This is a genomic window from Streptomyces sp. NBC_01314, assembly GCF_041435215.1.
Classification (GTDB): domain Bacteria; phylum Actinomycetota; class Actinomycetes; order Streptomycetales; family Streptomycetaceae; genus Streptomyces.
This window is the reverse complement of the sequence record NZ_CP108394.1, coordinates 3,493,870-3,514,598: the sequence shown is the minus strand read 5'-3', so window position 1 is coordinate 3,514,598 and position 20,729 is coordinate 3,493,870. Positions and strand designations below refer to the sequence as shown.

Here is a 20,729-nt window from a genome sequence, read left to right as displayed (position 1 = left end):
GCTGAAGGGGAACATGCCATGAGCGCCGAGGACCTCGAGAAGTACGAGACCGAGATGGAGCTGAAGCTCTACCGGGAGTACCGCGATGTCGTCGGTCTGTTCAAATACGTGATCGAGACCGAGCGGCGTTTCTACCTGACCAACGACTACGAGATGCAGGTGCACTCGGTCCAGGGCGAGGTGTTCTTCGAGGTGTCGATGGCTGACGCCTGGGTGTGGGACATGTACCGGCCGGCTCGGTTCGTGAAGCAGGTGCGGGTGCTCACGTTCAAGGACGTGAACATCGAGGAGCTGAACAAGAGCGATCTGGAGCTGCCGGGCAGCTGAGGCCGGTCGGGTGTGGGCGGTCGGGCGGCGGGCGGCCGGGGGCGTTGCGGGCTGGTGAGCGCTGTCGTGGGTCGTCATCCGTGTGGGTGACGAAGTTATCCACAATCGGCTGCTTGTCCACCAAGATCCAATAGTGGGGCGAGTCGCCCTCAGTGTTGGCGCCGGAGGTGGTGCCGACATGAGCAAGGCACGAGGCGACAGCGCACGAGGCAACAGCGCACGAGGTGCACTCGGCAAATACGGCGAGGAGCTGGCCGCGCGGCGGCTTGTCGAGGCCGGGATGACGGTCCTGGAGCGCAACTGGCGCAGCGGCAGGACAGGCGAGATCGACATCGTGGCCCGCGACGGGGACGCGCTGGTCGTCTGCGAGGTGAAGACCCGCAGGGCCGGCCTCTTCGAGCATCCGATGGCGGCCGTCACGGCCACCAAGGCCGAACGACTGCGTGGCCTCGCCGAACGCTGGCTCCAGGAACACGGAGGGAGTCCACCGGGCGGCGTCCGCATCGACGTCGTGGGCGTCGTCCTCCCCGACCGCGGCGCTGCCGTGGTGGAACACGTGCGGGGGGTGGCCTGATGGGGTTCGCCCGCACATGCTCCGTGGCCCTCGTAGGGGTCGAGGGCGTCGTCGTCGAGGTCCAGGCAGACCTGGAACCGGGGGTGGCGGCCTTCACACTGGTGGGACTACCGGACAAGAGCTTGACGGAGAGCAAGGACCGGGTCAGGGCGGCGGTGGTCAACTCGGGCGCCGAGTGGCCGCAGAAGAAGCTGACGGTGGGGCTCAGCCCCGCCTCGGTCCCGAAGGCCGGCAGCGGCTTCGACCTGGCGGTCGCCTGCGCGATCCTGGGGGCCTCCGAGCGGATCGATCCGCGGGTGCTCACCGACATCGTGATGGTCGGAGAGCTGGGACTCGACGGGCGGGTCCGGCCGGTCCGGGGCATCCTGCCCGCTGTGCTGGCCGCCGCCGAGGCCGGATACGAGCAAGTGGTGGTGCCGGAGTGCGCTGCCGCGGAGGCCTCGCTGGTGCCCGGCGTCTCGGTACTGGGCGTGCGCACCCTGCGGCAGCTGATCGCCGTCCTCGCGGATGAACCCGTGCCGGACGAGGAGCCCGACGAGGGCCGCCCGGACCCTTTGATGGCGGGGCTCCGGCTACCGGGCACGGGGGCGGCCACCGGGATGCACACCACGGGAGCCGCGCAGCAGGACCTGGGCCACGATCTCGCGGATGTCGTCGGTCAGCGGGCGGCCCGGACCGCCGTGGAGGTCGCGGCGGCCGGCGGACACCACCTCTTCCTGGAAGGGCCGCCGGGTGCGGGCAAGACCATGCTCGCCGAGCGGCTGCCGGCCGTCCTGCCGAAGCTGGTCAGGGAGGAGTCGCTGGAGGTCACGGCGGTCCACTCGATCGCCGGTCTGCTGCCGGTGGGCAAACCACTGGTCGACGTGGCGCCCTACTGCGCTCCTCACCACTCGGCCACGATGCAGGCCCTCGTGGGTGGCGGCCAGGGCATCGCACGGCCCGGCGCGGTCTCTCTCGCCCATCGTGGTGTGCTCTTCCTCGATGAGACCCCCGAGTTCAGCGGCCAGGCCCTGGACGCCCTGCGGCAGCCGCTGGAGGCGGGGCACGTCGTGATCGCGCGCAGCGCGGGAGTGGTGCGGTTCCCGGCGAAGTTCCTGATGGTGCTCGCCGCGAATCCCTGTCCCTGCGGTCGCTTCTCGCGGACGGACGACCTGTGTGAGTGTCCGCCCGCCTCGATCCGCCGCTACCAGGCCCGGCTCTCCGGGCCGCTGCTGGACCGGGTCGACCTGCGGGTCGAGGTCGACCGGATCACCCGGTCCGAACTCACGCAGCCCGGGGCCCGTGGCGAGTCCACCGCGACGGTGGCCGAGCGGGTGCGCGCGGCCAGGGAACGGGCGGCCGCACGTCTGCTCGGCACACCCTGGCGGACGAACAGCGAGGTGCCGGGGCGCGAACTGCGCAGCCGGTGGCACGCGACCCCGGGTGCGATGGACGACGCCGAGCGCTGCCTGGAGCGGGGAGCGCTGACCGCGCGCGGCCTGGACCGGGTGCTGCGGGTCGCCTGGACCATCGCCGACCTCGTCGGCCACGACCGCCCGGACGCGACGGACGTCAACCTGGCCCTGCAACTGCGCACCGGAGTTCCACGCGGGGCGCCGATGGCGATCGGGGCCCTGACATGAGGTCCGGGGGCCGGGGTTCATCGGAGGGTGAGCCATGACCGGCGGCGGGGCGCCGGATGCCGAGCGGCTCGACCGGGCGTTCCTGGCCCGTGTCCTCGAACCCGGGGACGAACTGGGTGGGCGGTGGCTGAGGGAGTTCGGGGCCCGGGAACTGGTGCGGAGGCTCTCCTGCGGGGGGCGGCCGCTGCCGGAGGCCTCGGGGAAACGGTGGGCGGGACTGTGCGCCCGCTCCGGCCGCGCCGACCCCGGAGGGGACCTGGCCCAAGCCCGGGAGGCCGGGGTCCGGTTCCTCGTGCCCGGGGACGCCGAGTGGCCCGGGCAGCTCGATGATCTCGGCGACGGGCGGCCCGTGGGGTTGTGGGTGCGAGGGAAGGCCAATGTCCGGATGTGGGCGTTGCGGTCGGTGGCCGTGGTGGGGGCGCGGGCCTGTACGGAGTACGGGGCCCATATGGCGGCCGTGCTGGGGGCGGGGCTGGCCGAGCGGGGGTGGGTGGTGGTGTCCGGCGGTGCGTACGGCGTGGACGGGGCCGCGCATCGAGGGGTGCTGGGGGTCGGTGGGGCGACCGTCGCCGTGCTCGCCTGCGGGGTGGACCGGCCCTACCCCAGGGGGCATGTGCAGCTGATCAGCAGGATCGCCGAACAGGGTCTGGTGGTGGGGGAGTTGCCGCCGGGGGAGCACCCGACGCCGAGCCGGTTCATTCTGCGGAACCGGGTGATCGCCGCGCTCACCAGAGGGACCGTCGTAGTGGAGGCGGCCTACCGCAGCGGCGCGCTCGTCACGGCGCGGGCGGCGCAGCGGCTGGGCCGGTTCACGATGGGCGTGCCGGGGCCCGCGACCTCGGCCCTCTCGGCCGGCGTGCACGAACTGCTCCGGGACGACGCCGTGCTCGTGTCCGACGCCGCCGAAGTCATCGAGCTGGTGGGTGACATGGGAGAGCTGGCGCCCGACCGGCGGGGGCCCGTGCTCCCCCGTGATCTGCTGGAACCCGGCGCGCGGCAGGTTCTCGCCGCGCTGCCGGGGCGGGGGGCCGCGGCCGCCGACGAGGTCGCCCGGGGCGCGGGCACGACCGTCGACGACGCGGTCGGGAGACTGTACGAACTCCGCGCACTCGGATACGTCGAACGACACGGCGACTGTTGGAAGTTGACACGCCAGGCGATGATCTCCGTCTCTCCGGATCGGAGGCGAAGTTGACCGAGCGTGTTCGGCCGTCCGGGGGAACGCCGACAGCCTTGCGGTTTCCGGCAGTTGGCGTCCCGGCCCGGTCGCACAGCGCGATCACGGTGACCCCGCGGGGCGTCCAGCGGAACGTATCTGCGTACCGGCGATCCCCCGCCCTTCGCACACTGCGACTCTTCAGTCACGCTACGCTCACAATGGTTCCGACTCAGGACAGGAAACTCGACATCGGACCGACAGCTCACCCAGGCACCCACAGCTCACAGCAGAACGGCACAAGGCGACGAATGCCCCAGCACACCTCCGGGTCTGACCGGGCGGCGGTATCCTCCGCCACTCGCGGCACCGTGCGCCCGCCAGCCCCCTCGACACTCGACGAGCTGTGGCGGACGTACAAGACGACCGGCGACGAACGGCTGCGCGAGCAGTTGATCCTGCACTACTCACCGCTGGTGAAGTACGTCGCGGGCCGGGTGAGCGTCGGGCTGCCGGCCAACGTCGAACAGGCCGACTTCGTCTCCTCCGGAGTTTTCGGGCTCATCGACGCGATCGAGAAGTTCGACATCGACCGGGAGATCAAGTTCGAGACCTACGCGATCACCCGGATCCGGGGCGCCATGATCGACGAACTGCGTGCGCTGGACTGGATCCCCCGGTCGGTGCGGCAGAAGGCGCGCAACGTGGAGCGGGCCTACGCCACCCTGGAGTCGCGGCTCAGACGCACCCCGAGCGAGGGCGAGGTGGCTGCCGAAATGGGTATCGCGGTCGATGAACTCCACTCGGTCTTCAGTCAGTTGTCGCTGGCCAACGTGGTGGCGCTGGAGGAGCTGCTGCATGTCGGGGGAGAGGGCGGTGACCGCCTCAGCCTGATGGACACGCTGGAGGACACCGCCGCGGACAACCCGGTCGAGGTCGCCGAGGACCGGGAGCTGCGCCGCTTCCTGGCGCGGGCCATCAACACATTGCCCGAGCGGGAGAAGACCGTCGTCACGCTGTACTACTACGAGGGGCTCACCCTCGCGGAGATCGGGAACGTGCTGGGGGTCACCGAGAGCCGGGTGAGTCAGATCCACACGAAGTCGGTGCTGCAGCTGCGGGCGAAGCTGGCGAGCTTCGGTCGTTGACCCGGTGCGGCCCGGTCCGGTCCGATCCGGTTCGCCCGTCCGACCCGTCCGACCCGACCCGTCCGACCCGACCCGTCCGACCCGACCCGTCCGACCCCTGCCGACCTGACCGGATGTGGCGCGGGGGTCGGGCTTCGGCGGCGTCGGTGGGGCTTTCGTCGGGGCCGGCACGGGGGAGGCACTCCCGTGGGTGGCGGTCCGTTTGTAGAGTGGTTGACGTGCCAAGGATTCGAGCGGCCTCCGTGGCCGAGCACCGGTCGATGCAGCGAGCCGCCCTGCTGGACGCGGCACGGTCGCTGCTGTCCGAGGGTGGGACGGAGGCGTTGACGTTCCCCGCGCTCGCCGAGCGTACGGGACTGGCGCGGTCGTCCGTGTACGAGTACTTCCGGTCGCGGGCCGCCGTGGTCGAGGAGCTGTGCGAGGTCGATTTCCCTGTCTGGGCGGCGGAGGTCGAGGCGGCGATGGCCGCGGTCGCGTCGCACGAGGGCAAGGTCGAGGCGTACGTCCGCAAGCAGTTGGAGCTGGTCGGGGACCGGCGGCACCGGGCCGTGGTGGCGATCTCGGCGGGTGAGCTGGACGACGGGGCGCGAGAGAAGATCCGGGCGGCGCACGGCGGGCTTGTCGCGATGATCGTGGAGGCGCTCGCGGCGCTGGGGCAGGGGGAGCCACGGTTGGCCGCGATGCTCTTGCAGGGGGTCGTGGACGCGGCTGCGCGGCGTATCGAGCTGGGGGTCGCCGAGGATCCCACCGCGATCACCGAGGCGGCAGTGGCCATGGCGTTGCGGGGCGTGCGGGGCTGAGTTCCGGCGGCCGGCACCCGCCGCAGGGGCCGGGCGGGGCCGGGTTGGCTCTCCGGCGCTTGGGCGCTACGCCTACGCGGGCACCGGCAGTAGGCGGGACGGGCCCCTCCGGAGCAGCCACGGTGGCAGCAGCGAAAGCGGGTCCAGGTAGGCCTCCCCTCTGCGCAGGCCCCAGTGGAGGCAGGCTGTCGGGCAGTGGGAGGGGGCTGCCTCCAGGGTGCCCAGGAGGGTGCCCGCGGTTACCTCGTTGCCCTTGTGCACTGAAGTCCGGACCGGTTCGTAGGTCGTGCGCAGGGGTGGGTCGCCGGTGCCGGTCAGTTCGACAGTGACGACTCCGCGGCCCGCCACCCGGCCCGCGAAGGAGACGCGGCCCGCTGCCGCCGCGCGTACCGGGGACCCGGCCGGGGCGGACAGGTCGACGCCCCGGTGACCCCGGGCGTAGGGGGTGGGCGGTGGCTCCCAGGCGCGGACCACCAGGGGGCGCAGACCCACGGGCCAGGAGCGGCCCAGGGCAGGGACGGACTCCTCGGGGGTCGGTGGTCCCGGTGCCGCGCGTGGTACCGCGCGTGGCGCCGTCGTCCAGGCCGTGACCAGGAGTGTCGACGCCAGGCACAGCAGCAGGGCCGTCCATGCACCCATACGCCGTCGGATCGTTCGCTTCGCCCACTCGTGGGACATCTCGTGAGACATGGGACAAGCGTTCCGTGAACCGGGCGATCATGGCCGGGATCTGTGGAGTACTCGCCGGTTGTGGATATCGGCGTCACCCGGGGCCCCGTGGGTCCCGTACACTTCTGGTGGCGATCCGGGTCACCGGGTCGACTTCGCACGCCCCGGTACGAGGCCCGTCTGTGGTCCGTATCAGCGCCCCTCGGTCCTTCGTGGCAACGGCGCATCGCGGGCGTCAGGCGCGGGAGCCGTCCGGTTCCCGCGGCACAACCGAGAAAATCAAGGAGAACGGCCATGGCCGTCGTCACGATGCGGGAGCTGCTGGAAAGCGGCGTCCACTTCGGTCACCAGACCCGTCGTTGGAACCCGAAGATGAAGCGCTTCATCTTCACGGAGCGCAACGGCATCTACATCATCGACCTGCTCCAGTCGCTGTCGTACATCGACCGCGCCTACGAGTTCGTCAAGGAGACCGTCGCCCACGGCGGCACGGTCATGTTCGTCGGCACGAAGAAGCAGGCGCAGGAGGCGATCGCCGAGCAGGCGACCCGCGTCGGCATGCCCTACGTCAACCAGCGCTGGCTGGGCGGCATGCTCACCAACTTCTCGACCGTCTACAAGCGTCTGCAGCGCCTCAAGGAGCTCGAGCAGATCGACTTCGAGGACGTCGCCGCGTCGGGTCTCACCAAGAAGGAGCTTCTCGTGCTCTCGCGCGAGAAGGCCAAGCTGGAGAAGACCCTCGGTGGTATCCGCGAGATGTCCAAGGTGCCCAGCGCCGTCTGGATCGTGGACACCAAGAAGGAGCACATCGCGGTCGGTGAGGCCCGGAAGCTCAACATTCCGGTCGTCGCGATCCTCGACACCAACTGCGACCCCGACGAGGTCGACTACAAGATCCCGGGCAACGACGACGCGATCCGCTCCGTCACGCTGCTCACCCGTGTGATCGCGGACGCGGTCGCCGAGGGCCTCATCTCCCGCTCCCGGGTCGCCACCGAGGGCAAGGGCGACAAGGCCGCGGGCGAGCCGCTGGCCGCGTGGGAGCGCGACCTGCTCGAGGGTGAGAAGAAGGCCGACGAGGCTCCGGCCGCCGAGGAGGCTCCGGCTGCCGCCGAGGCCCCCGCCGAGGCTGAGGCTGAGGCTGAGGCTCCGGCCGAGGCCGCTGCCGAGGCTCCCGCCGCTGAGGCTCCGGCCGCCGAGGAGGCCCCGGCCGCCGCTGAGGCTCCGGCCGCGGACGCCGAGCAGGCCTGACCTTCACGGTCGTAGCGCTGTCGACATGACGGCGGGTGGCGCCGAGCGCGCCACCCGCCGTTCACCCACAGCCCGTAGATCTTCGGCGGGCGCCCGCCCGATGAGCGGCGGCGGACGCCGACTTCGAGACTTCGAACTCCGAGAAGAGATTCACAGATCATGGCGAACTACACCGCCGCCGACGTCAAGAAGCTCCGTGAGCTCACCGGCGCCGGCATGATGGACTGCAAGAAGGCCCTGGACGAGGCCGAGGGCAGCGTGGACAAGGCCGTCGAGGCCCTGCGCATCAAGGGCCAGAAGGGCGTCGCCAAGCGCGAGGGCCGCTCCGCCGAGAACGGCGCCGTGGTCTCCCTCATCGCCGACGACAACACCTCCGGTGTCCTCGTCGAGCTGAAGTGCGAGACGGACTTCGTCGCCAAGGGCGAGAGGTTCCAGGCCGCCGCCGCCGCGATCGCCGAGCACGTCGCCAAGAGCTCCCCGGCCGACCTCGAGGCCCTGCTCGCCTCCGAGATCGAGGCCGGCAAGACGGTCCAGGCGTACGTGGACGAGGCCAACGCCAACCTCGGCGAGAAGATCGTCCTCGACCGCTTCGCGCAGTACGCCGACGGTTTCGTCTTCTCCTACATGCACCGCACCATGCCCGACCTGCCCCCGCAGATCGGTGTCCTGGTCGAGCTGGACAAGGCCGACGCCGCCGTGGCCAAGGGCATCGCCCAGCACATCGCCGCCTTCGCGCCGAAGTACCTCGCCAAGGAGGACGTGCCGGCCGACGTCGTCGAGTCCGAGCGTCGCGTCGCCGAGGAGACCACCCGCGCCGAGGGCAAGCCCGAGGCCGCCCTGCCGAAGATCGTCGAGGGTCGCCTCAACGGCTTCTTCAAGGACGCCACGCTGCTCGGCCAGCCGTACGCGCTGGACAACAAGAAGTCCGTCCAGAAGGTCCTGGACGAGGCCGGTGTCACCCTGAAGCGCTTCACGCGCATCAAGGTCGGCATCTGAGTCCGTTACGCGACGGGCGCCCGGCCCCGATAGGGTCGAGTGCAGTCGTTCGCGTACGCACGCCACGTGCGCGCGTGACGCGTGACGGACGACAGCGGATCTGACGAGGAGGCCATTGCCGCGCATGGGATGCGAACACCACCCCACCGGCAGTGGCCTTCTTCGTATGTGCGACAGGTAAAGAGGCGAATCTCCATGACCACCAAGCCCGAGAAGAGCGACGAAAGCAAAGCGGAACGCGGCCGGTTCATGCTGAAGCTGTCCGGAGAGGCGTTCTCCGGGGGCGGTGGCCTCGGCGTCGACCCGGACGTGGTGCACGCCATCGCCCGGGAGATCGCGGCCGTCGTACGCGACGGAGCGGAGATCGCGGTCGTCATCGGCGGCGGCAACTTCTTCCGCGGCGCGGAACTCCAGCAGCGCGGCATGGACCGGGCGCGCTCCGACTACATGGGCATGCTCGGCACGGTCATGAACTGCCTCGCCCTCCAGGACTTCCTGGAGAAGGAGGGCATCGACAGCCGCGTCCAGACCGCCATCACCATGGGCCAGGTCGCCGAGCCGTACATCCCGCTGCGCGCCGTGCGTCACCTGGAGAAGGGGCGTGTGGTCATCTTCGGCGCCGGTATGGGCATGCCGTACTTCTCCACCGACACCACCGCCGCCCAGCGCGCTCTGGAGATCGACGCCGAGGCGCTGCTGATGGGCAAGAACGGCGTGGACGGGGTCTACGACTCCGACCCCAAGACCAACCCGGACGCGGTCAAGTTCGACTCCCTCGGCTACGGCGAGGTCATCACCCGTGAGCTGAAGGTCGCCGACGCCACCGCGATCACGCTCTGCCGCGACAACAAGCTCCCGATCCTCGTGTTCGAGCTTCTCAAGGCGGGCAATATCGCGCGGGCCGTCAAGGGTGAGAAGATCGGCACTCTCGTGGGTGATCAGGGAAGCCGGGCCTGACCGGGTCCTTCCCCTGCCCTGGGGACGGAGCCTGACCGGGGGATGGACAATGTCCTGCCGGTCGGGAACCGTGCAGGAACAAGACGCGACGCAGCCGGCCGCCGACCTGACCAAGTACAGCTGCCGGGCCCACTCAAGACACGCAGGAGCAAGTGGTGATCGAAGAGACCCTCCTCGAGGCCGAGGAGAAGATGGAGAAGGCCGTCGTCGTCGCCAAGGACGACTTCGCCGCGATCCGCACCGGTCGTGCGCACCCGGCGATGTTCAACAAGATCGTGGCCGACTACTACGGTGCGCTGACACCGATCAACCAGCTCGCCTCGTTCTCGGTGCCCGAGCCGCGCATGGCCGTGGTGACCCCGTTCGACAAGACCGCCCTGCGCAACATCGAGCAGGCGATCCGCGACTCCGACCTCGGCGTCAACCCGAGCAACGACGGCAACATCATCCGAGTGGTGTTTCCCGAGCTGACCGAGGAGCGCCGCCGCGACTACATCAAGGTCGCCAGGAGCAAGGCGGAGGACTCCAAGGTGTCCATCCGCGCGGTCCGCCGCAAGGCCAAGGACGCGATCGACAAGCTCGTCAAGGACGGCGAGGTCGGCGAGGACGAGGGCCGTCGTGCGGAGAAGGAGCTCGACGACACCACGGCGAAGTACGTCGCCCAGGTGGACGAGCTGCTCAAGCACAAGGAAGCGGAACTCCTCGAGGTCTGATGAACGACTCTTCCTGGGGAGCGCCGCAACAAGCCGGGTACTGGGCGCCGACCGACCGGGGACCTGTCCAGGGGCACGCCCCGGCGGGTCCCACGTACGATGCGCCTGAGGCCCAGCAGACTCGCCCCATGCCCATCGTGCCCGACGTACCCGCGCATGGCGGGAACCAGGACGACGACCGGGGGGCCGCTCGGCAGGCCGGCCCCCTGTTCCGCGACGAGACGCCGTCGGCGCACCCCCACGGGGAGGCGCCGCAGAAGCCGGAGCCCATGCCCGACGCGCCGCAGCCCGCCCCGCAGAAGAAGAGCGCGGGCCGTGACCTGGGCGCCGCCATAGGCGTTGGCGTCGGCCTCGGAGTGGTCATCGTCGCCTCGCTGTTCATCGTCAAGGCGGCCTTCGTCGGCGTGATAGCGGTCGCCGTGGTGGTGGGACTGTGGGAGCTCACCTCGCGCCTGCAGGAACGCAAGGGCATCAAGGCGCCCCTCGTGCCGCTCGCGGTCGGCGGGGCCGCGATGGTCGTCGCCGGGTACGTACGCGGGCCCGAGGGCGCCTGGGTGGCCATGGCGCTCACCGCGCTCGCCGTCCTCGTCTGGCGGATGACGGAACCGCCGGAGAACTATCTCAAGGACGTCACGGCGGGGGTCTTCGCGGCCTTCTACGTTCCGTTCCTGGCCACGTTCGTCGCGCTCATGCTCACCGCCGACGACGGGCCGCAGCGGGTCCTGGTGTTCCTGCTGCTGACGGTCGTCAGTGACACGGGCGCGTACGCCGTCGGCTGGCGCTTCGGCACGCACAAGCTCGCGCCGCGCATCAGCCCCGGCAAGACCCGTGAGGGGCTGCTCGGCGCGATTGCCTTCGCGATGGTCGCGGGCGCCCTGCTCATGGAGTTCGTCATCCACGACGGCGTCTGGTGGCAGGGCCTGCTCCTCGGCCTCGCCGTCGCGGCCAGCGCCACGCTGGGCGACCTCGGCGAGTCCATGATCAAGCGGGACCTCGGCATCAAGGACATGGGCACGCTGCTGCCGGGCCACGGCGGCATCATGGACCGCCTGGACTCCCTGCTGCCGACCGCTCCGGTGGTGTGGCTGCTGCTGGTGCTGTTCGTGGGCTCCGGCTGACCCGACTGATCGAGATCATGCACGTCGCTGACGTGCCGTTTCGCCGATGAGGCCCGCTGTCCGAGAGGACAGCGGGCCTCATTCGTGTCCGGATTCACTGCGTCCGGAAATGATCTCAAAGTCTTGGCCTGAGTGTTGCAATATGTGCTGGTCCGCAAGATCAAGTGCAGAAAACAACGGGAGGAGCACAGATGAGGACACGTGTGAAGGCCAGAGCGGGAGCGTTCGCGGGGGCGCTGGCCGTCGTGGCCACCACGATGGTGGCCGGAGCCGGTCCGGCGGCCGCTGAGGACAGCTTCAGCTTCACCTACACCGACATCACCGGTTCCAAGGACTACGTCATCGCCGTCAACAACAACACCTGGAGCGAGACCGCGGGTCACGCCATCTGGCGGGCCGATCCGAGCGGCGGCTCCACCGGTGACACACTGGTCGCCGATGACATCCTGCCGGACGGCTACGGGATCGAGGCCCACCTCAGCGACGGCCGTATCGCGACGACGCGCGGGCACAGCGCCAACTACTCCGACGAGACCTCGGGCAACCTCACCGAGGGCACCACGTGGTCGATGTGGGTGTGCGTGGTGAAGGGCTCCTTCTCCAAGTGCTCCTCGAAGATCGGCGTCAAGGCCTGATCGTGAGCACACCAATGAAGGCGCGGCTCGGCGCGCTCGCGGCAACTCTGGCCGTCGCGACCACGACAGTGATCGGCGGGGCGGGTACGGCGGCGGCGGCCGACAGTTTCAGCTTCGGTTACGTGACGAACACCTCGGGCGACGCCTTCATCAGCGTCAGGAACAACTCCTGGGGCGAGGCGGCGGGGAACGCCATGTGGCAGAAGGACCCCAGCGGCAGTGAACCGGGTGACGCCCTGAGCGCCTATGACGTCCTCGCGGACGGCTACGGGATCGAGGTCCATCTCAGCACCGGCAGGGTTGCGACCACCCGTGGCCACGGCTCCCCCTACTCCGTGACGGTCACGGGCAACCTGCCCGAGGACACGGGGTACACGATGTGGGTGTGCGTGGTGAAGGGCGACTTCTCGAAGTGCTCGGAGAAGTACACGGTGCGCTCCTGACCTGAACGTCGTGCCTGCGGCCCACCACGGGCCGCAGGCACGTCTGCCTCGGGTGGTACGGATGGCAAGGCGGACCGGTGCTCGGCGCGCTGGGCCACTCCCGTTGATCTGCGACACTGGTACGGCTATGCCTAAGCCCGGAGAACTCACATTCGTCGCCCCCCGCGGAGCCAAGAAGCCGCCGCGGCATCTTGCCGATCTCACGCCTGTGGAGCGTAAGGAGGCTGTTGCCGCGATCGGGGAGAAGCCGTTTCGCGCCAAGCAGCTGTCGCAGCACTACTTCGCGCGGTACGCGCACGACCCGGAACAGTGGACCGACATCCCCGCGGGTGCGCGCGCGAAGCTTCAGGATGCGCTGCTTCCGGAGCTGATGACGGTCGTGCGGCATCTGTCGGCCGACCAGGAGACGACGCGTAAGACGCTGTGGCGACTGTTCGACGGGACGCTCGTCGAGTCGGTGCTGATGCGGTACCCGGACCGGGTCACCATGTGCATCAGTTCGCAGGCCGGATGCGGGATGAACTGTCCCTTCTGTGCCACCGGGCAGGCCGGGCTCGACCGGAATCTTTCCACCGCCGAGATCGTCCACCAGATCGTCGACGGGATGCGGGCGCTCAGGGACGGCGAGATTCCCGGTGGGCCGGCGCGGCTCTCCAACATCGTCTTCATGGGGATGGGCGAGCCGCTCGCCAACTACAACCGGGTCGTCGGCGCCATTCGCCGGCTGACCGATCCGGAGCCGGACGGGCTCGGGCTCTCGCAGCGCGGGATCACCGTGTCCACGGTCGGGCTGGTGCCCGCGATCCACCGGTTCTCGGACGAAGGGTTCAAGTGTCGGCTCGCCATCTCGCTGCACGCCCCGGACGACGAACTGCGCGACACGCTCGTCCCCGTGAACACGCGGTGGAAGGTGCGCGAGGTCATGGACGCCGGGTGGGAGTACGCGGCCAGGTCCGGGCGTCGGCTGTCCATCGAGTACGCGCTGATCCGGGACATCAACGACCAGGCGTGGCGCGGTGACCGGCTGGGCCGGCTGCTCAAGGGCAAGCCGGTGCATGTGAACCTGATTCCGCTGAACCCGACTCCGGGGTCCAAGTGGACCGCTTCCCGGCCCGAGGACGAGAAGGCGTTCGTCGACGCCATCGCCGCCCATGGGGTGCCGGTGACCGTCCGGGACACCCGGGGCCAGGAGATCGACGGGGCGTGCGGGCAGCTGGCGGCCACCGAGAGGTAGGACCGGAGACAGGGCCCCCTGGCCACCGGTAGGAGTCGGAATCAGGCCACGGGGTACTCTGACCTTCGTACACATCTTCATATTCCGACAGGGGAGCGCCACAGCGCTGAGAGTGCGGCAAGCGGCCGCAGACCCTCTGAACCTCGCCCAGGTCATTCTGGGTAGGAAGTTCGGTCATCACTCAAGCTGTTGCGCCCTGCCCGGGAGCCTTCGGAAATCTCCGACGATCCCGGGCAGGGCCGCGTCTCTTCCTGGTCACCCCCAGGAGGAATCCAGTGCAGATCAGATCGTTCGTCGCCGCGGCTGTCGGCCTCGGGCTCGTCACGCTGTCCGCGTGCGGTTCCTCGTCCGACGACACAGGGTCGGGCGCTTCCAAGACCGTCACCCTCGTCAGCCACGGCTCCTTCGCCTACTCCAAGGACGTGCTGAAGGCGTTCGAGAAGGAGTCGGGGTACAAGGTCAAGGTCCTCAAGAGCGGGGACGCGGGGCAGGCCGTCAACCAGGCGATCCTGACCAAGGGCAACCCCCAGGGCGACGTCTTCTTCGGTGTCGACAACACGCTGCTGTCCCGCGCGCTCGACAACGGCCTCTTCCAGCCGTACGAGGCGAAGGGGCTCGACAAGGTCGGCGCCGAGTACCAGTTGGACAAGGACGAGCACCGGGTCACTCCCATCGACTCCGGTGACATCTGCGTCAACTACGACAAGGCGTACTTCAGCAAGAACAAGATCGAGCCGCCGCAGTCGTTCGACGATCTCGTCAAGCCCGAGTACAAGGACCTGCTCGTCACGGAGAACGCGTCCACCTCCTCACCGGGGCTCGGATTCGTCCTCGGTACGGCCGCGCGGTACGGGGACGACGGGTGGGAGGGCTACTGGGACAAGCTCAAGGCCAACGGTGTGAAGGTCGTCAACGGCTGGGAGCAGGCGTACTACCAGGAGTTCTCCGGGTCGACGGACGGCAAGAAGGCCGGGGGTGACCGGCCGCTCGTCGTGTCGTACGCCTCCTCGCCGCCCGCCGAGGTCGTCTACGCGGACCCGAAGCCGAAGACCGCGCCCACCGGGGTCGCGACCGGCACCTGCTTCCGGCAGATCGAGTTCGCGGGGCTGCTGAGCAACGCGAAGAACGCCGAGGGCGGCAAGGCGCTGATCGACTTCCTGATCTCGAAGAGGTTCCAGGAGGACATGCCGCTCAACATGTTCGTGTACCCCGTGGTCGAGGGGGCGTCCGTGCCCGCCGAGTTCACCGAGTACGGGCCCGCGGCGAAGGACCCGGCGACCATGGCGCCCGAGAAGATCGCCGAGAACCGTGACCAGTGGGTCAAGTCGTGGGCCTCGCTCGTACTGAAGTGACCGAGGAAGCCGAGGCGGCCGAGGAAGCTGAGGCGGCCAAGGAGGTCGTGGCCGTACCGCGTCGACCTCGCGGGCCGCGTCGGCGGGGGAGCGCGGCGCGGCTCTGGCTCATGGTGCTGCCCGTCGCGTTCTTCGGGGTGTTCTTCGCCTACCCCGTCGCCGCGATCGTCGTGCGGGGGCTGAAGGGCGACGGGACCTGGCACCTCGGGCGGATCGCGGATGTGGTGGGGGACCCCGGCATCCGGCATGTGCTGTGGTTCACCACCTGGCAGGCACTCGTCTCGACCGCGCTCACGCTGCTGATCGCGCTCCCTGGCGCGTATGTGTTCGCGCGCTTCGATTTCAGGGGCAAGGACATCCTGCGGGCGGTGGCGACCGTGCCGTTCGTGCTGCCGACCGTGGTCGTCGGTACGGCGTTCCTGGCGCTGGTCGGGCGCGGCGGACTCTTCGACGAACTGTGGGGCGTACGCCTGGACACCACGGTCTGGGCGATCCTGCTCGCGCATGTGTTCTTCAACTACGCGGTCGTCGTACGGACCGTCGGCGGGCTGTGGGCGCAGCTCGACCCGGGGCAGGAGGAGGCCGCGCGGATGCTGGGGGCGTCGCCGCTCTCGGCCTGGCGGAAAGTCACGCTTCCGGCGCTCGCACCCGCCGTGGCCGCCGCCGCGTTGATGGTCTTCCTCTTCACCTTCACCTCCTTCGGGGTGGTGCAGATCCTCGGCGGGCCGACCTTCTCGACGCTCGAAGTGGAGATCTACCGGCAGACCTCGGAGATCTTCGACCTCGCGACGGCCGCCGTGCTGACGCTCGTGCAGTTCGTCGCGGTCGGGGTCATCCTCGCCGTGCACGCGTGGACCGTACGGCGACGGGAGACCGCCCTGCGGCTGGTGGACGCGTCGCTCACCTCCCGACGACCGCGTGGGGCGGGGCAGTGGGCACTGCTGGGCGGGGTCCTCGCCACCGTCGTCGTGCTGATCCTGCTGCCGCTGGGCGTGCTGGTGGAGCGGTCGCTCGACGCGCCGGGGTCCGCGTTCGGCTACTACGAGGCGCTGACCGGCGACGACAGTGGGATCTTCCTGGTGGCACCGATCGAGGCGGTCGGGAACTCGCTCACGTACGCGCTCGCCGCGACCGTCATCGCCCTGTTGATCGGCGGGCTCGCCGCCGCCGCGCTCACCCGGCGTGCCGGCCGTCTCGTCCGTGGTTTCGACGCGTTGCTCATGCTGCCGCTCGGGGTGTCCGCGGTGACCGTCGGCTTCGGGTTCCTGATCGCGCTGGACGAGCCGCCTCTCGACCTGCGGTCCTCCTGGATCCTGGTGCCGCTCGCCCAGGCCCTGGTCGGCGTCCCCTTCGTCGTACGGATCATGCTGCCCGTGCTGCGCGCGGTGGACGAGCGGCTGCGGGAGGCGGCGGCCGTGCTCGGGGCGTCGCCGTGGCGGGTGTGGCGGGAGGTCGATCTGCCGATGGTGCGACGGGCGCTGCTGATCGCGGCCGGGTTCGCCTTCGCCGTGTCGCTCGGTGAGTTCGGGGCGACCGTGTTCATCGCTCGGGCCGACAACCCGACGCTCCCGGTCGCCGTGGCACAGCTCCTCGGTCGTCCCGGTGACCTCAACTACGGCCAGGCCATGGCCCTTTCGACGATTCTGATGGTGGTGTGCGCGGTGGCCCTGCTGGTGCTGGAGCGCCTCCGTACCGATCGTACGGGGGAGTTCTGATGTTGCTCGGGCTTGAGAACGCGACCGTGCGGTTCGACGGACGGCCCGTGCTCGACGCGGTCGATCTGGAGGTCGCGGAGCACGAGATCGTGTGTGTGCTGGGGCCGAGCGGCAGCGGCAAGTCGACGCTGCTGCGGGTCGTCGCGGGGCTCCAACCGCTCGACGGCGGACGGGTGTTGTTGGATGGGCGGGACCAGCGGGGTGTGCCCGCCCATAAGCGCGGTGTGGGCCTGATGTTCCAGGACCACCAGCTCTTCCCGCAGCGGGACGTGGCCGGCAACGTCGCCTTCGGTCCCCGCATGCATGGCGCGGCGAAGGATGAACGAGCCGTACGCGTAAGGGAGTTGCTGGAGCTGGTCGGGCTCCCCGGAGCGGCTCGGCGGCGGGTCGGGGAGCTGTCCGGCGGTGAGCAGCAGCGGGTCGCGCTGGCCCGGGCCCTCGCCCCCCGCCCCCGGCTGCTGATGCTCGACGAGCCCCTCGGCCAGCTGGACCGGTCGTTGCGGGAGCGACTGGTCGTCGAACTCCGGGAGCTGTTCGGAGAGTTGGGGACGACCGTGCTGGCTGTCACGCACGACCAGGGTGAGGCCTTCGCGCTGGCCGACCGGGTCGTGGTGATGCGGGACGGGCGGATCGCCCAGTCCGGCACGCCTCTTGAGGTGTGGCAGCGGCCGGTGGACGAGTTCGTGGCCCGGTTCCTCGGCTTCGACAACGTGGTCGAGGCGACGGTGACCGGGGCGGTCGCGGACACGGCGTGGGGCAAGGTGCCGGTGCCGGAGGGCTCGCCGCAGGGGGCGTGCGCGCTGCTCGTCCGGCCCGCCGGTGTGCGGCTGGTCGACCCGGCCGACGGGTCGCTGCGCTGCACCGTGGCCGCGCGCACCTTCCGGGGCACCCATGTCGCCGTGCACCTCCAGCCCGGGGACGCGCCGCGCCTGGAGGCGGCGTGCGCGCTGCGGGACGCTCCGGAGCCGGGAGAGCGGGTCGGCGTGAGCTTCGACGCGGCCGAAATCGTCGTGCTGGGAGCCGGTCCGGCCGCATAAGGTGCGGCATGGCGATGCGTTCGCAAGAACCCCGGGCCCGGCACGACCGCTACTGCGCCGAGATCGAGCTGCGGGTGCGGCGGTTGCGGGGCATCGTGACCTCCGGCGCCGATCTGTCGGTGACCGTGCCGACCTGTCCCGACTGGTCACTGGAGCAGCTCGTACGCCACACCGGCGGCGCCCTGCGCTGGGTCGAACTGAACGTACGGACCCGGTCGGAGAATGAGGTGCCCGAGCCGGACGTCCCGCTGTACGAGGGCCCGGAGAAACAGGGGGACCCGGCCGCGCCGGACGCCTGGCTCGCGGAGACCGGCGAGATGATCGTGGACACGCTGCGTGAGGCGGGGCCCGAGGCGCCGGTGTGGTCGTGGGGCTGGGAGCGCAGCGCGGGGTTCTGGGCTCGCCGGATGGCGCATGAGCAGGTCGTCCATGGCGCCGATGCGGCTCTCACCGTCGGGCGGCCGGTCGAGGTGGCGCCGGAGATCGCCGCCGACGCGATCGACGAGTGGCTGGAGATCGTCGAGTTCTTCCAGCGGACCATGCCGCACGACGAGGCGGCCGAACTGCGCGGCCCGGGGCGCGGTATCCATCTCCACGCGACGGATACCGATACCGAACTGAACGCCGAGTGGCTCGTCGAGCTGACCGAGGACGTCGTGCGCCGGCGGCGCGGCCACGAGAAGGCGACCGTGGCGCTGCGCGGCCCCCTCACCGAGGTGCTGCTCGCTTTCCACCGCCGACTCCCCCCGAACGGTGGGCGGTTGGAGGTGCTGGGCGATCGCGAGCTGCTGGACTTCTGGCTGGAGCGGGCGACGTTCCGGTGAGCGCGGGACCATACCCCGCGGTCCGGGCGAGACGGGACCGGCCGCCTTCCCCGGACGAGCGTGGGGCCCGTACCCCTCGGTGAGAGGTACGGGCCCCAGCCCTGTGGAACGGGTCAGCGTGTGGAGGCCCCACGCCGCCGCATGCTGTAGTACACGGCACCGGCGCCGAGGGCGACCAGGGCCGCCGCGGCCCCGGCGATCGGGCCGGTGTTGGAGTCCCCACCGGTCTCGGCGAGGTTGGAGTCGCCCTCGGGGGACGGGGCGTTGTTGTTGTTCGAGCCCGCGGGCGTGGTGTCTTCGGGAGCGGACGGTGTGGGGGACGTCCTGGTCTCGGACGGCACGTCCTTGTCCTTGTCGTCCGCGGGCTTCCCCGGCTTCTTCGAGGCGGCCGGCGGGGTGTCCGCCTCCGTCTCGCAGGCCTCGGCGGGGGCGATCAGGTTCGGCTTGATGTCGTCGTCGACGTAGTTCTCCGCCGTGACGTGTACGCGGTACTCGGCGTTCGGCTCCCAGTCCTCCTCGAAGGTGACGGTGACACCGTCGGCGGTGGCGTTCTCGATCGTCCTGCTGCCGACCTGACGCAGGTCGGCCCCGTTGTTCTCCAGGTAGACGGTGATCTCGGCCTTGACGCCCAGGGGGTCCACGTCGGTCACACGGATGACGCCCTTGTCACCGTCGCACTCGGCGACGGCGGAGAAGTCCTTGATGCTGCAGGCCATGGCGTTGCCCGCGGCGCCGAACACGAGTGCGGCGGACGCGAAAGCAACACCGACATAGCGCGAAGTTCGCGCGGTACGCGGAGATATGGACACTTTTGCCCTTCACGGGAAGCACAGGGGAGTGGGGGTGACGGAGGGCCGCCGGAAGAGCGGCTTCCCCATGTGCCTCACAGGTTTATAAGGGCGCCATAAGTACTGTCAATCCGAAGAAGTGTTTGAGCGGTTGCCTTTGCCCGCTGATGGCCCGTCCGAGGGTTTGACGCGTGGTCAGCGACGGGCGGAATTCTCACTCCCCGAGCCGTGCCAAGGCCTCCGGGGCCTCCTCGATCCGGTCCACCAGCGCGATCCGGGCCTCCATCGAACGGCCCCGGGCCAGCGACCGGAGCAGCGGCCAGGTCGGCAGGGTCTCCGTCCAGTGGACGCGGTCCACGAGGACCATGGGGGTCGGTTCGCCGCGCGACTCGTAGTAGTTGGGGGTCGCGTTGTCGAAGATCTCCTGGACGGTTCCGGCCGCGCCCGGCAGGAAGACTATGCCGCTGTCGCAGCGGGCGAGGAGTCCGTCCTCGCGAGTGGCGTTGGCGAAGTACTTGGCGATGTGCGAGGCGAACGGGTTCGGCGGCTCATGGCCGTAGAACCAGGTGGGGATGCCGACGGAGGCGCCGCCCTTCGGCCAGCGGGTGCGCACCTCGAAGGCTGCCCCCGCCCACTCGGTGATCGAGGGCGTGAACTTCGGTGCCTTCGCCAGAAGTCGCAGTGACTCGGCGAGCATCCCGTCGTCGTACGGGGCCGAGTAGGCGCCCAGGTTCGCCGCCTCCATCGCGCCCGGACCGCCGCCGGTGGCGACGGTGAGACCAGAGCGGGCCAGGGTGCGGCCGAGACGGGCGGCGCCCTCGTACGCCTCCGTGCCGCGTGCCATCGCGTGGCCGCCCATCACGCCCACCACCCGTGCGCCGGAGAGGAGTTCGTCGAGGGCGTCCGAGACGGAGTCGTCGTGGATGGCGCGCAGCATGGAGGCGTGGACGTCCCGGTCGGCCTTGGTCCGCTGGAACCAGGCGTACGCGAGGGCGTCGGGTGTCGCCTCGTAACCGCCGTCCGACAGGGACGCGAAGAGTTCATCGGGGGAGTAGAGCAGGCCGCGGTACGGATCGAAGGGCAGGCCGGGGACGGGCGGGAAGACCAGGGCGCCGTCCGCGCGGATCTTCGCCGCGGCCTCCTCGCGCATCGGGCAGCCGAGGAAGACGGCTCCGGCCGTGCCGGTGGCGAGCAGTTCGCGCGTACGGTCCGTCAGGTCGACTGCCTGGACCCGGAATCCGGAGAGGGTGCCACGTGCCGAGACGATCGCGTCGAACTCCTCGATCGTCTCGATCTCGTGGTCGTCGTGGTGGGCCGCGTGGGCGGGCATCGTCTGCACCCGCCCATGCTAGGGCGCTCCGCCGGGTCGG

21 protein-coding genes and 1 riboswitch are annotated in these 20,729 nt (G+C 70.0%); of the genes, 18 read left to right on the top strand and 3 right to left on the bottom strand.

The window, feature by feature from the left end; genetic code table 11:
• Window positions 1-18 precede the first annotated feature (18 nt).
• The 6 genes from OG622_RS15315 (at window position 19) to OG622_RS15290 (ending at window position 5,627) form a co-directional block, all read left to right on the top strand.
• Window positions 19-327 carry a DUF2469 domain-containing protein gene (locus tag OG622_RS15315; RefSeq protein WP_005311352.1) on the top strand — a complete coding sequence of 103 codons (309 nt, stop codon included), beginning with the start codon at window positions 19-21 and terminating at the stop codon, window positions 325-327.
• 178 nt (window positions 328-505) lie between these two features.
• Window positions 506-901, top strand: a complete 396-nt coding sequence (locus tag OG622_RS15310; protein WP_371576652.1) for a YraN family protein — start codon at window positions 506-508, stop codon at window positions 899-901.
• Window positions 901-2,523 (top strand): YifB family Mg chelatase-like AAA ATPase, encoded by a 1,623-nt coding sequence (locus tag OG622_RS15305; protein ID WP_371576651.1) that lies wholly within the window; start codon window positions 901-903, stop codon window positions 2,521-2,523. Before OG622_RS15310 ends, OG622_RS15305 begins: the two co-directional genes overlap by 1 nt.
• A 34-nt stretch (window positions 2,524-2,557) precedes the next feature.
• Window positions 2,558-3,718: a DNA-processing protein DprA gene (gene dprA / locus OG622_RS15300; RefSeq protein WP_371576650.1), complete on the top strand. Its 1,161-nt coding sequence runs from the start codon at window positions 2,558-2,560 to the stop codon at window positions 3,716-3,718.
• A 272-nt stretch (window positions 3,719-3,990) separates the two neighbouring features.
• Window positions 3,991-4,827: an RNA polymerase sigma factor WhiG gene (gene whiG / locus OG622_RS15295; RefSeq protein WP_371576649.1), complete on the top strand. Its 837-nt coding sequence runs from the start codon at window positions 3,991-3,993 to the stop codon at window positions 4,825-4,827.
• 242 nt (window positions 4,828-5,069) lie between these two features.
• Window positions 5,070-5,627 carry a TetR/AcrR family transcriptional regulator gene (locus tag OG622_RS15290; protein ID WP_371584103.1) on the top strand — a complete coding sequence of 186 codons (558 nt, stop codon included), beginning with the start codon at window positions 5,070-5,072 and terminating at the stop codon, window positions 5,625-5,627.
• Between the two features lie 72 nt (window positions 5,628-5,699).
• On the opposite strand, the gene OG622_RS15285 is transcribed toward OG622_RS15290, so the two are convergent.
• A complete protein-coding gene (locus tag OG622_RS15285) occupies window positions 5,700-6,266 on the bottom strand; it encodes a peptidoglycan DD-metalloendopeptidase family protein (RefSeq protein WP_371576648.1) in 567 nt (188 codons plus the stop codon).
• Window positions 6,267-6,590: 324 nt separating this feature from the next.
• On the opposite strand from OG622_RS15285, the gene rpsB reads away from it, so the two are divergent.
• The 12 genes from rpsB (at window position 6,591) to OG622_RS15225 (ending at window position 18,571) form a co-directional block, all read left to right on the top strand.
• Window positions 6,591-7,547 carry a 30S ribosomal protein S2 gene (gene rpsB / locus OG622_RS15280; protein WP_371576647.1) on the top strand — a complete coding sequence of 319 codons (957 nt, stop codon included), beginning with the start codon at window positions 6,591-6,593 and terminating at the stop codon, window positions 7,545-7,547.
• A 159-nt stretch (window positions 7,548-7,706) separates the two neighbouring features.
• A complete protein-coding gene (gene tsf / locus OG622_RS15275; protein ID WP_371576646.1) occupies window positions 7,707-8,543 on the top strand; it encodes a translation elongation factor Ts in 837 nt (278 codons plus the stop codon).
• 195 nt (window positions 8,544-8,738) lie between these two features.
• Window positions 8,739-9,500 (top strand): UMP kinase, encoded by a 762-nt coding sequence (gene pyrH, locus OG622_RS15270; RefSeq protein WP_037696047.1) that lies wholly within the window; start codon window positions 8,739-8,741, stop codon window positions 9,498-9,500.
• A gap of 155 nt (window positions 9,501-9,655) precedes the next feature.
• Entirely contained in the window at window positions 9,656-10,213 is a 558-nt protein-coding gene (gene frr, locus OG622_RS15265; protein WP_037696051.1) for a ribosome recycling factor, read from the top strand.
• Window positions 10,213-11,331: a phosphatidate cytidylyltransferase gene (locus tag OG622_RS15260; protein WP_371576645.1), complete on the top strand. Its 1,119-nt coding sequence runs from the start codon at window positions 10,213-10,215 to the stop codon at window positions 11,329-11,331. The genes frr and OG622_RS15260 overlap by 1 nt, the downstream gene beginning before the upstream one ends.
• Window positions 11,332-11,522: 191 nt before the next feature.
• Entirely contained in the window at window positions 11,523-11,966 is a 444-nt protein-coding gene (locus tag OG622_RS15255) for a hypothetical protein (protein WP_371576644.1), read from the top strand.
• 2 nt (window positions 11,967-11,968) lie between these two features.
• Complete coding sequence (locus OG622_RS15250; protein WP_371576643.1) at window positions 11,969-12,409, top strand: hypothetical protein; 441 nt, start codon at window positions 11,969-11,971, stop codon at window positions 12,407-12,409.
• Between the two features lie 127 nt (window positions 12,410-12,536).
• Window positions 12,537-13,643: a 23S rRNA (adenine(2503)-C(2))-methyltransferase RlmN gene (gene rlmN, locus OG622_RS15245; protein ID WP_371576641.1), complete on the top strand. Its 1,107-nt coding sequence runs from the start codon at window positions 12,537-12,539 to the stop codon at window positions 13,641-13,643.
• A 79-nt stretch (window positions 13,644-13,722) separates the two neighbouring features.
• Window positions 13,723-13,829, top strand: a riboswitch (TPP riboswitch).
• An 89-nt stretch (window positions 13,830-13,918) separates the two neighbouring features.
• Window positions 13,919-14,995 carry a thiamine ABC transporter substrate binding subunit gene (locus OG622_RS15240; protein ID WP_371576639.1) on the top strand — a complete coding sequence of 359 codons (1,077 nt, stop codon included), beginning with the start codon at window positions 13,919-13,921 and terminating at the stop codon, window positions 14,993-14,995.
• Window positions 14,996-15,105: 110 nt separating this feature from the next.
• The gene (locus OG622_RS15235) at window positions 15,106-16,710 is read left to right on the top strand and encodes an ABC transporter permease (protein WP_371584102.1); all 1,605 of its coding nucleotides are present in this window, start codon (window positions 15,106-15,108) and stop codon (window positions 16,708-16,710) included.
• A complete protein-coding gene (locus OG622_RS15230; RefSeq protein WP_371576638.1) occupies window positions 16,710-17,747 on the top strand; it encodes an ABC transporter ATP-binding protein in 1,038 nt (345 codons plus the stop codon). Before OG622_RS15235 ends, OG622_RS15230 begins: the two co-directional genes overlap by 1 nt.
• 14 nt (window positions 17,748-17,761) lie before the next feature.
• The gene (locus OG622_RS15225; protein WP_371576637.1) at window positions 17,762-18,571 is read left to right on the top strand and encodes a maleylpyruvate isomerase family mycothiol-dependent enzyme; all 810 of its coding nucleotides are present in this window, start codon (window positions 17,762-17,764) and stop codon (window positions 18,569-18,571) included.
• Window positions 18,572-18,684: 113 nt separating this feature from the next.
• On the opposite strand, the gene OG622_RS15220 is transcribed toward OG622_RS15225, so the two are convergent.
• A complete protein-coding gene (locus tag OG622_RS15220) occupies window positions 18,685-19,380 on the bottom strand; it encodes an LAETG motif-containing sortase-dependent surface protein (RefSeq protein ID WP_371576635.1) in 696 nt (231 codons plus the stop codon).
• A 193-nt stretch (window positions 19,381-19,573) separates the two neighbouring features.
• Window positions 19,574-20,698 (bottom strand): LOG family protein, encoded by a 1,125-nt coding sequence (locus OG622_RS15215; protein WP_371576633.1) that lies wholly within the window; start codon window positions 20,696-20,698, stop codon window positions 19,574-19,576.
• Window positions 20,699-20,729 lie beyond the last annotated feature (31 nt).

Bases quoted from the DNA above. Each gene is read 5' to 3' on its own strand.
- pyrH (WP_037696047.1), top strand. From the start codon at position 8,739: ATGACCACCAAGCCCGAGAAGAGCGACGAAAGCAAAGCGGAACGCGGC.
- whiG (WP_371576649.1), top strand. From the start codon at position 3,991: ATGCCCCAGCACACCTCCGGGTCTGACCGGGCGGCGGTATCCTCCGCC.
- OG622_RS15235 (WP_371584102.1), top strand. From the start codon at position 15,106: ATGGTGCTGCCCGTCGCGTTCTTCGGGGTGTTCTTCGCCTACCCCGTC.
- OG622_RS15285 (WP_371576648.1), bottom strand. From the start codon at position 6,266: ATGGGTGCATGGACGGCCCTGCTGCTGTGCCTGGCGTCGACACTCCTG.
- OG622_RS15260 (WP_371576645.1), top strand. From the start codon at position 10,213: ATGAACGACTCTTCCTGGGGAGCGCCGCAACAAGCCGGGTACTGGGCG.
- OG622_RS15255 (WP_371576644.1), top strand. From the start codon at position 11,523: ATGAGGACACGTGTGAAGGCCAGAGCGGGAGCGTTCGCGGGGGCGCTG.
- OG622_RS15315 (WP_005311352.1), top strand. From the start codon at position 19: ATGAGCGCCGAGGACCTCGAGAAGTACGAGACCGAGATGGAGCTGAAG.
- OG622_RS15230 (WP_371576638.1), top strand. From the start codon at position 16,710: ATGTTGCTCGGGCTTGAGAACGCGACCGTGCGGTTCGACGGACGGCCC.
- dprA (WP_371576650.1), top strand. From the start codon at position 2,558: ATGACCGGCGGCGGGGCGCCGGATGCCGAGCGGCTCGACCGGGCGTTC.
- OG622_RS15310 (WP_371576652.1), top strand. From the start codon at position 506: ATGAGCAAGGCACGAGGCGACAGCGCACGAGGCAACAGCGCACGAGGT.
- rlmN (WP_371576641.1), top strand. From the start codon at position 12,537: ATGCCTAAGCCCGGAGAACTCACATTCGTCGCCCCCCGCGGAGCCAAG.
- OG622_RS15225 (WP_371576637.1), top strand. From the start codon at position 17,762: ATGCGTTCGCAAGAACCCCGGGCCCGGCACGACCGCTACTGCGCCGAG.
- rpsB (WP_371576647.1), top strand. From the start codon at position 6,591: ATGGCCGTCGTCACGATGCGGGAGCTGCTGGAAAGCGGCGTCCACTTC.
- OG622_RS15305 (WP_371576651.1), top strand. From the start codon at position 901: ATGGGGTTCGCCCGCACATGCTCCGTGGCCCTCGTAGGGGTCGAGGGC.
- tsf (WP_371576646.1), top strand. From the start codon at position 7,707: ATGGCGAACTACACCGCCGCCGACGTCAAGAAGCTCCGTGAGCTCACC.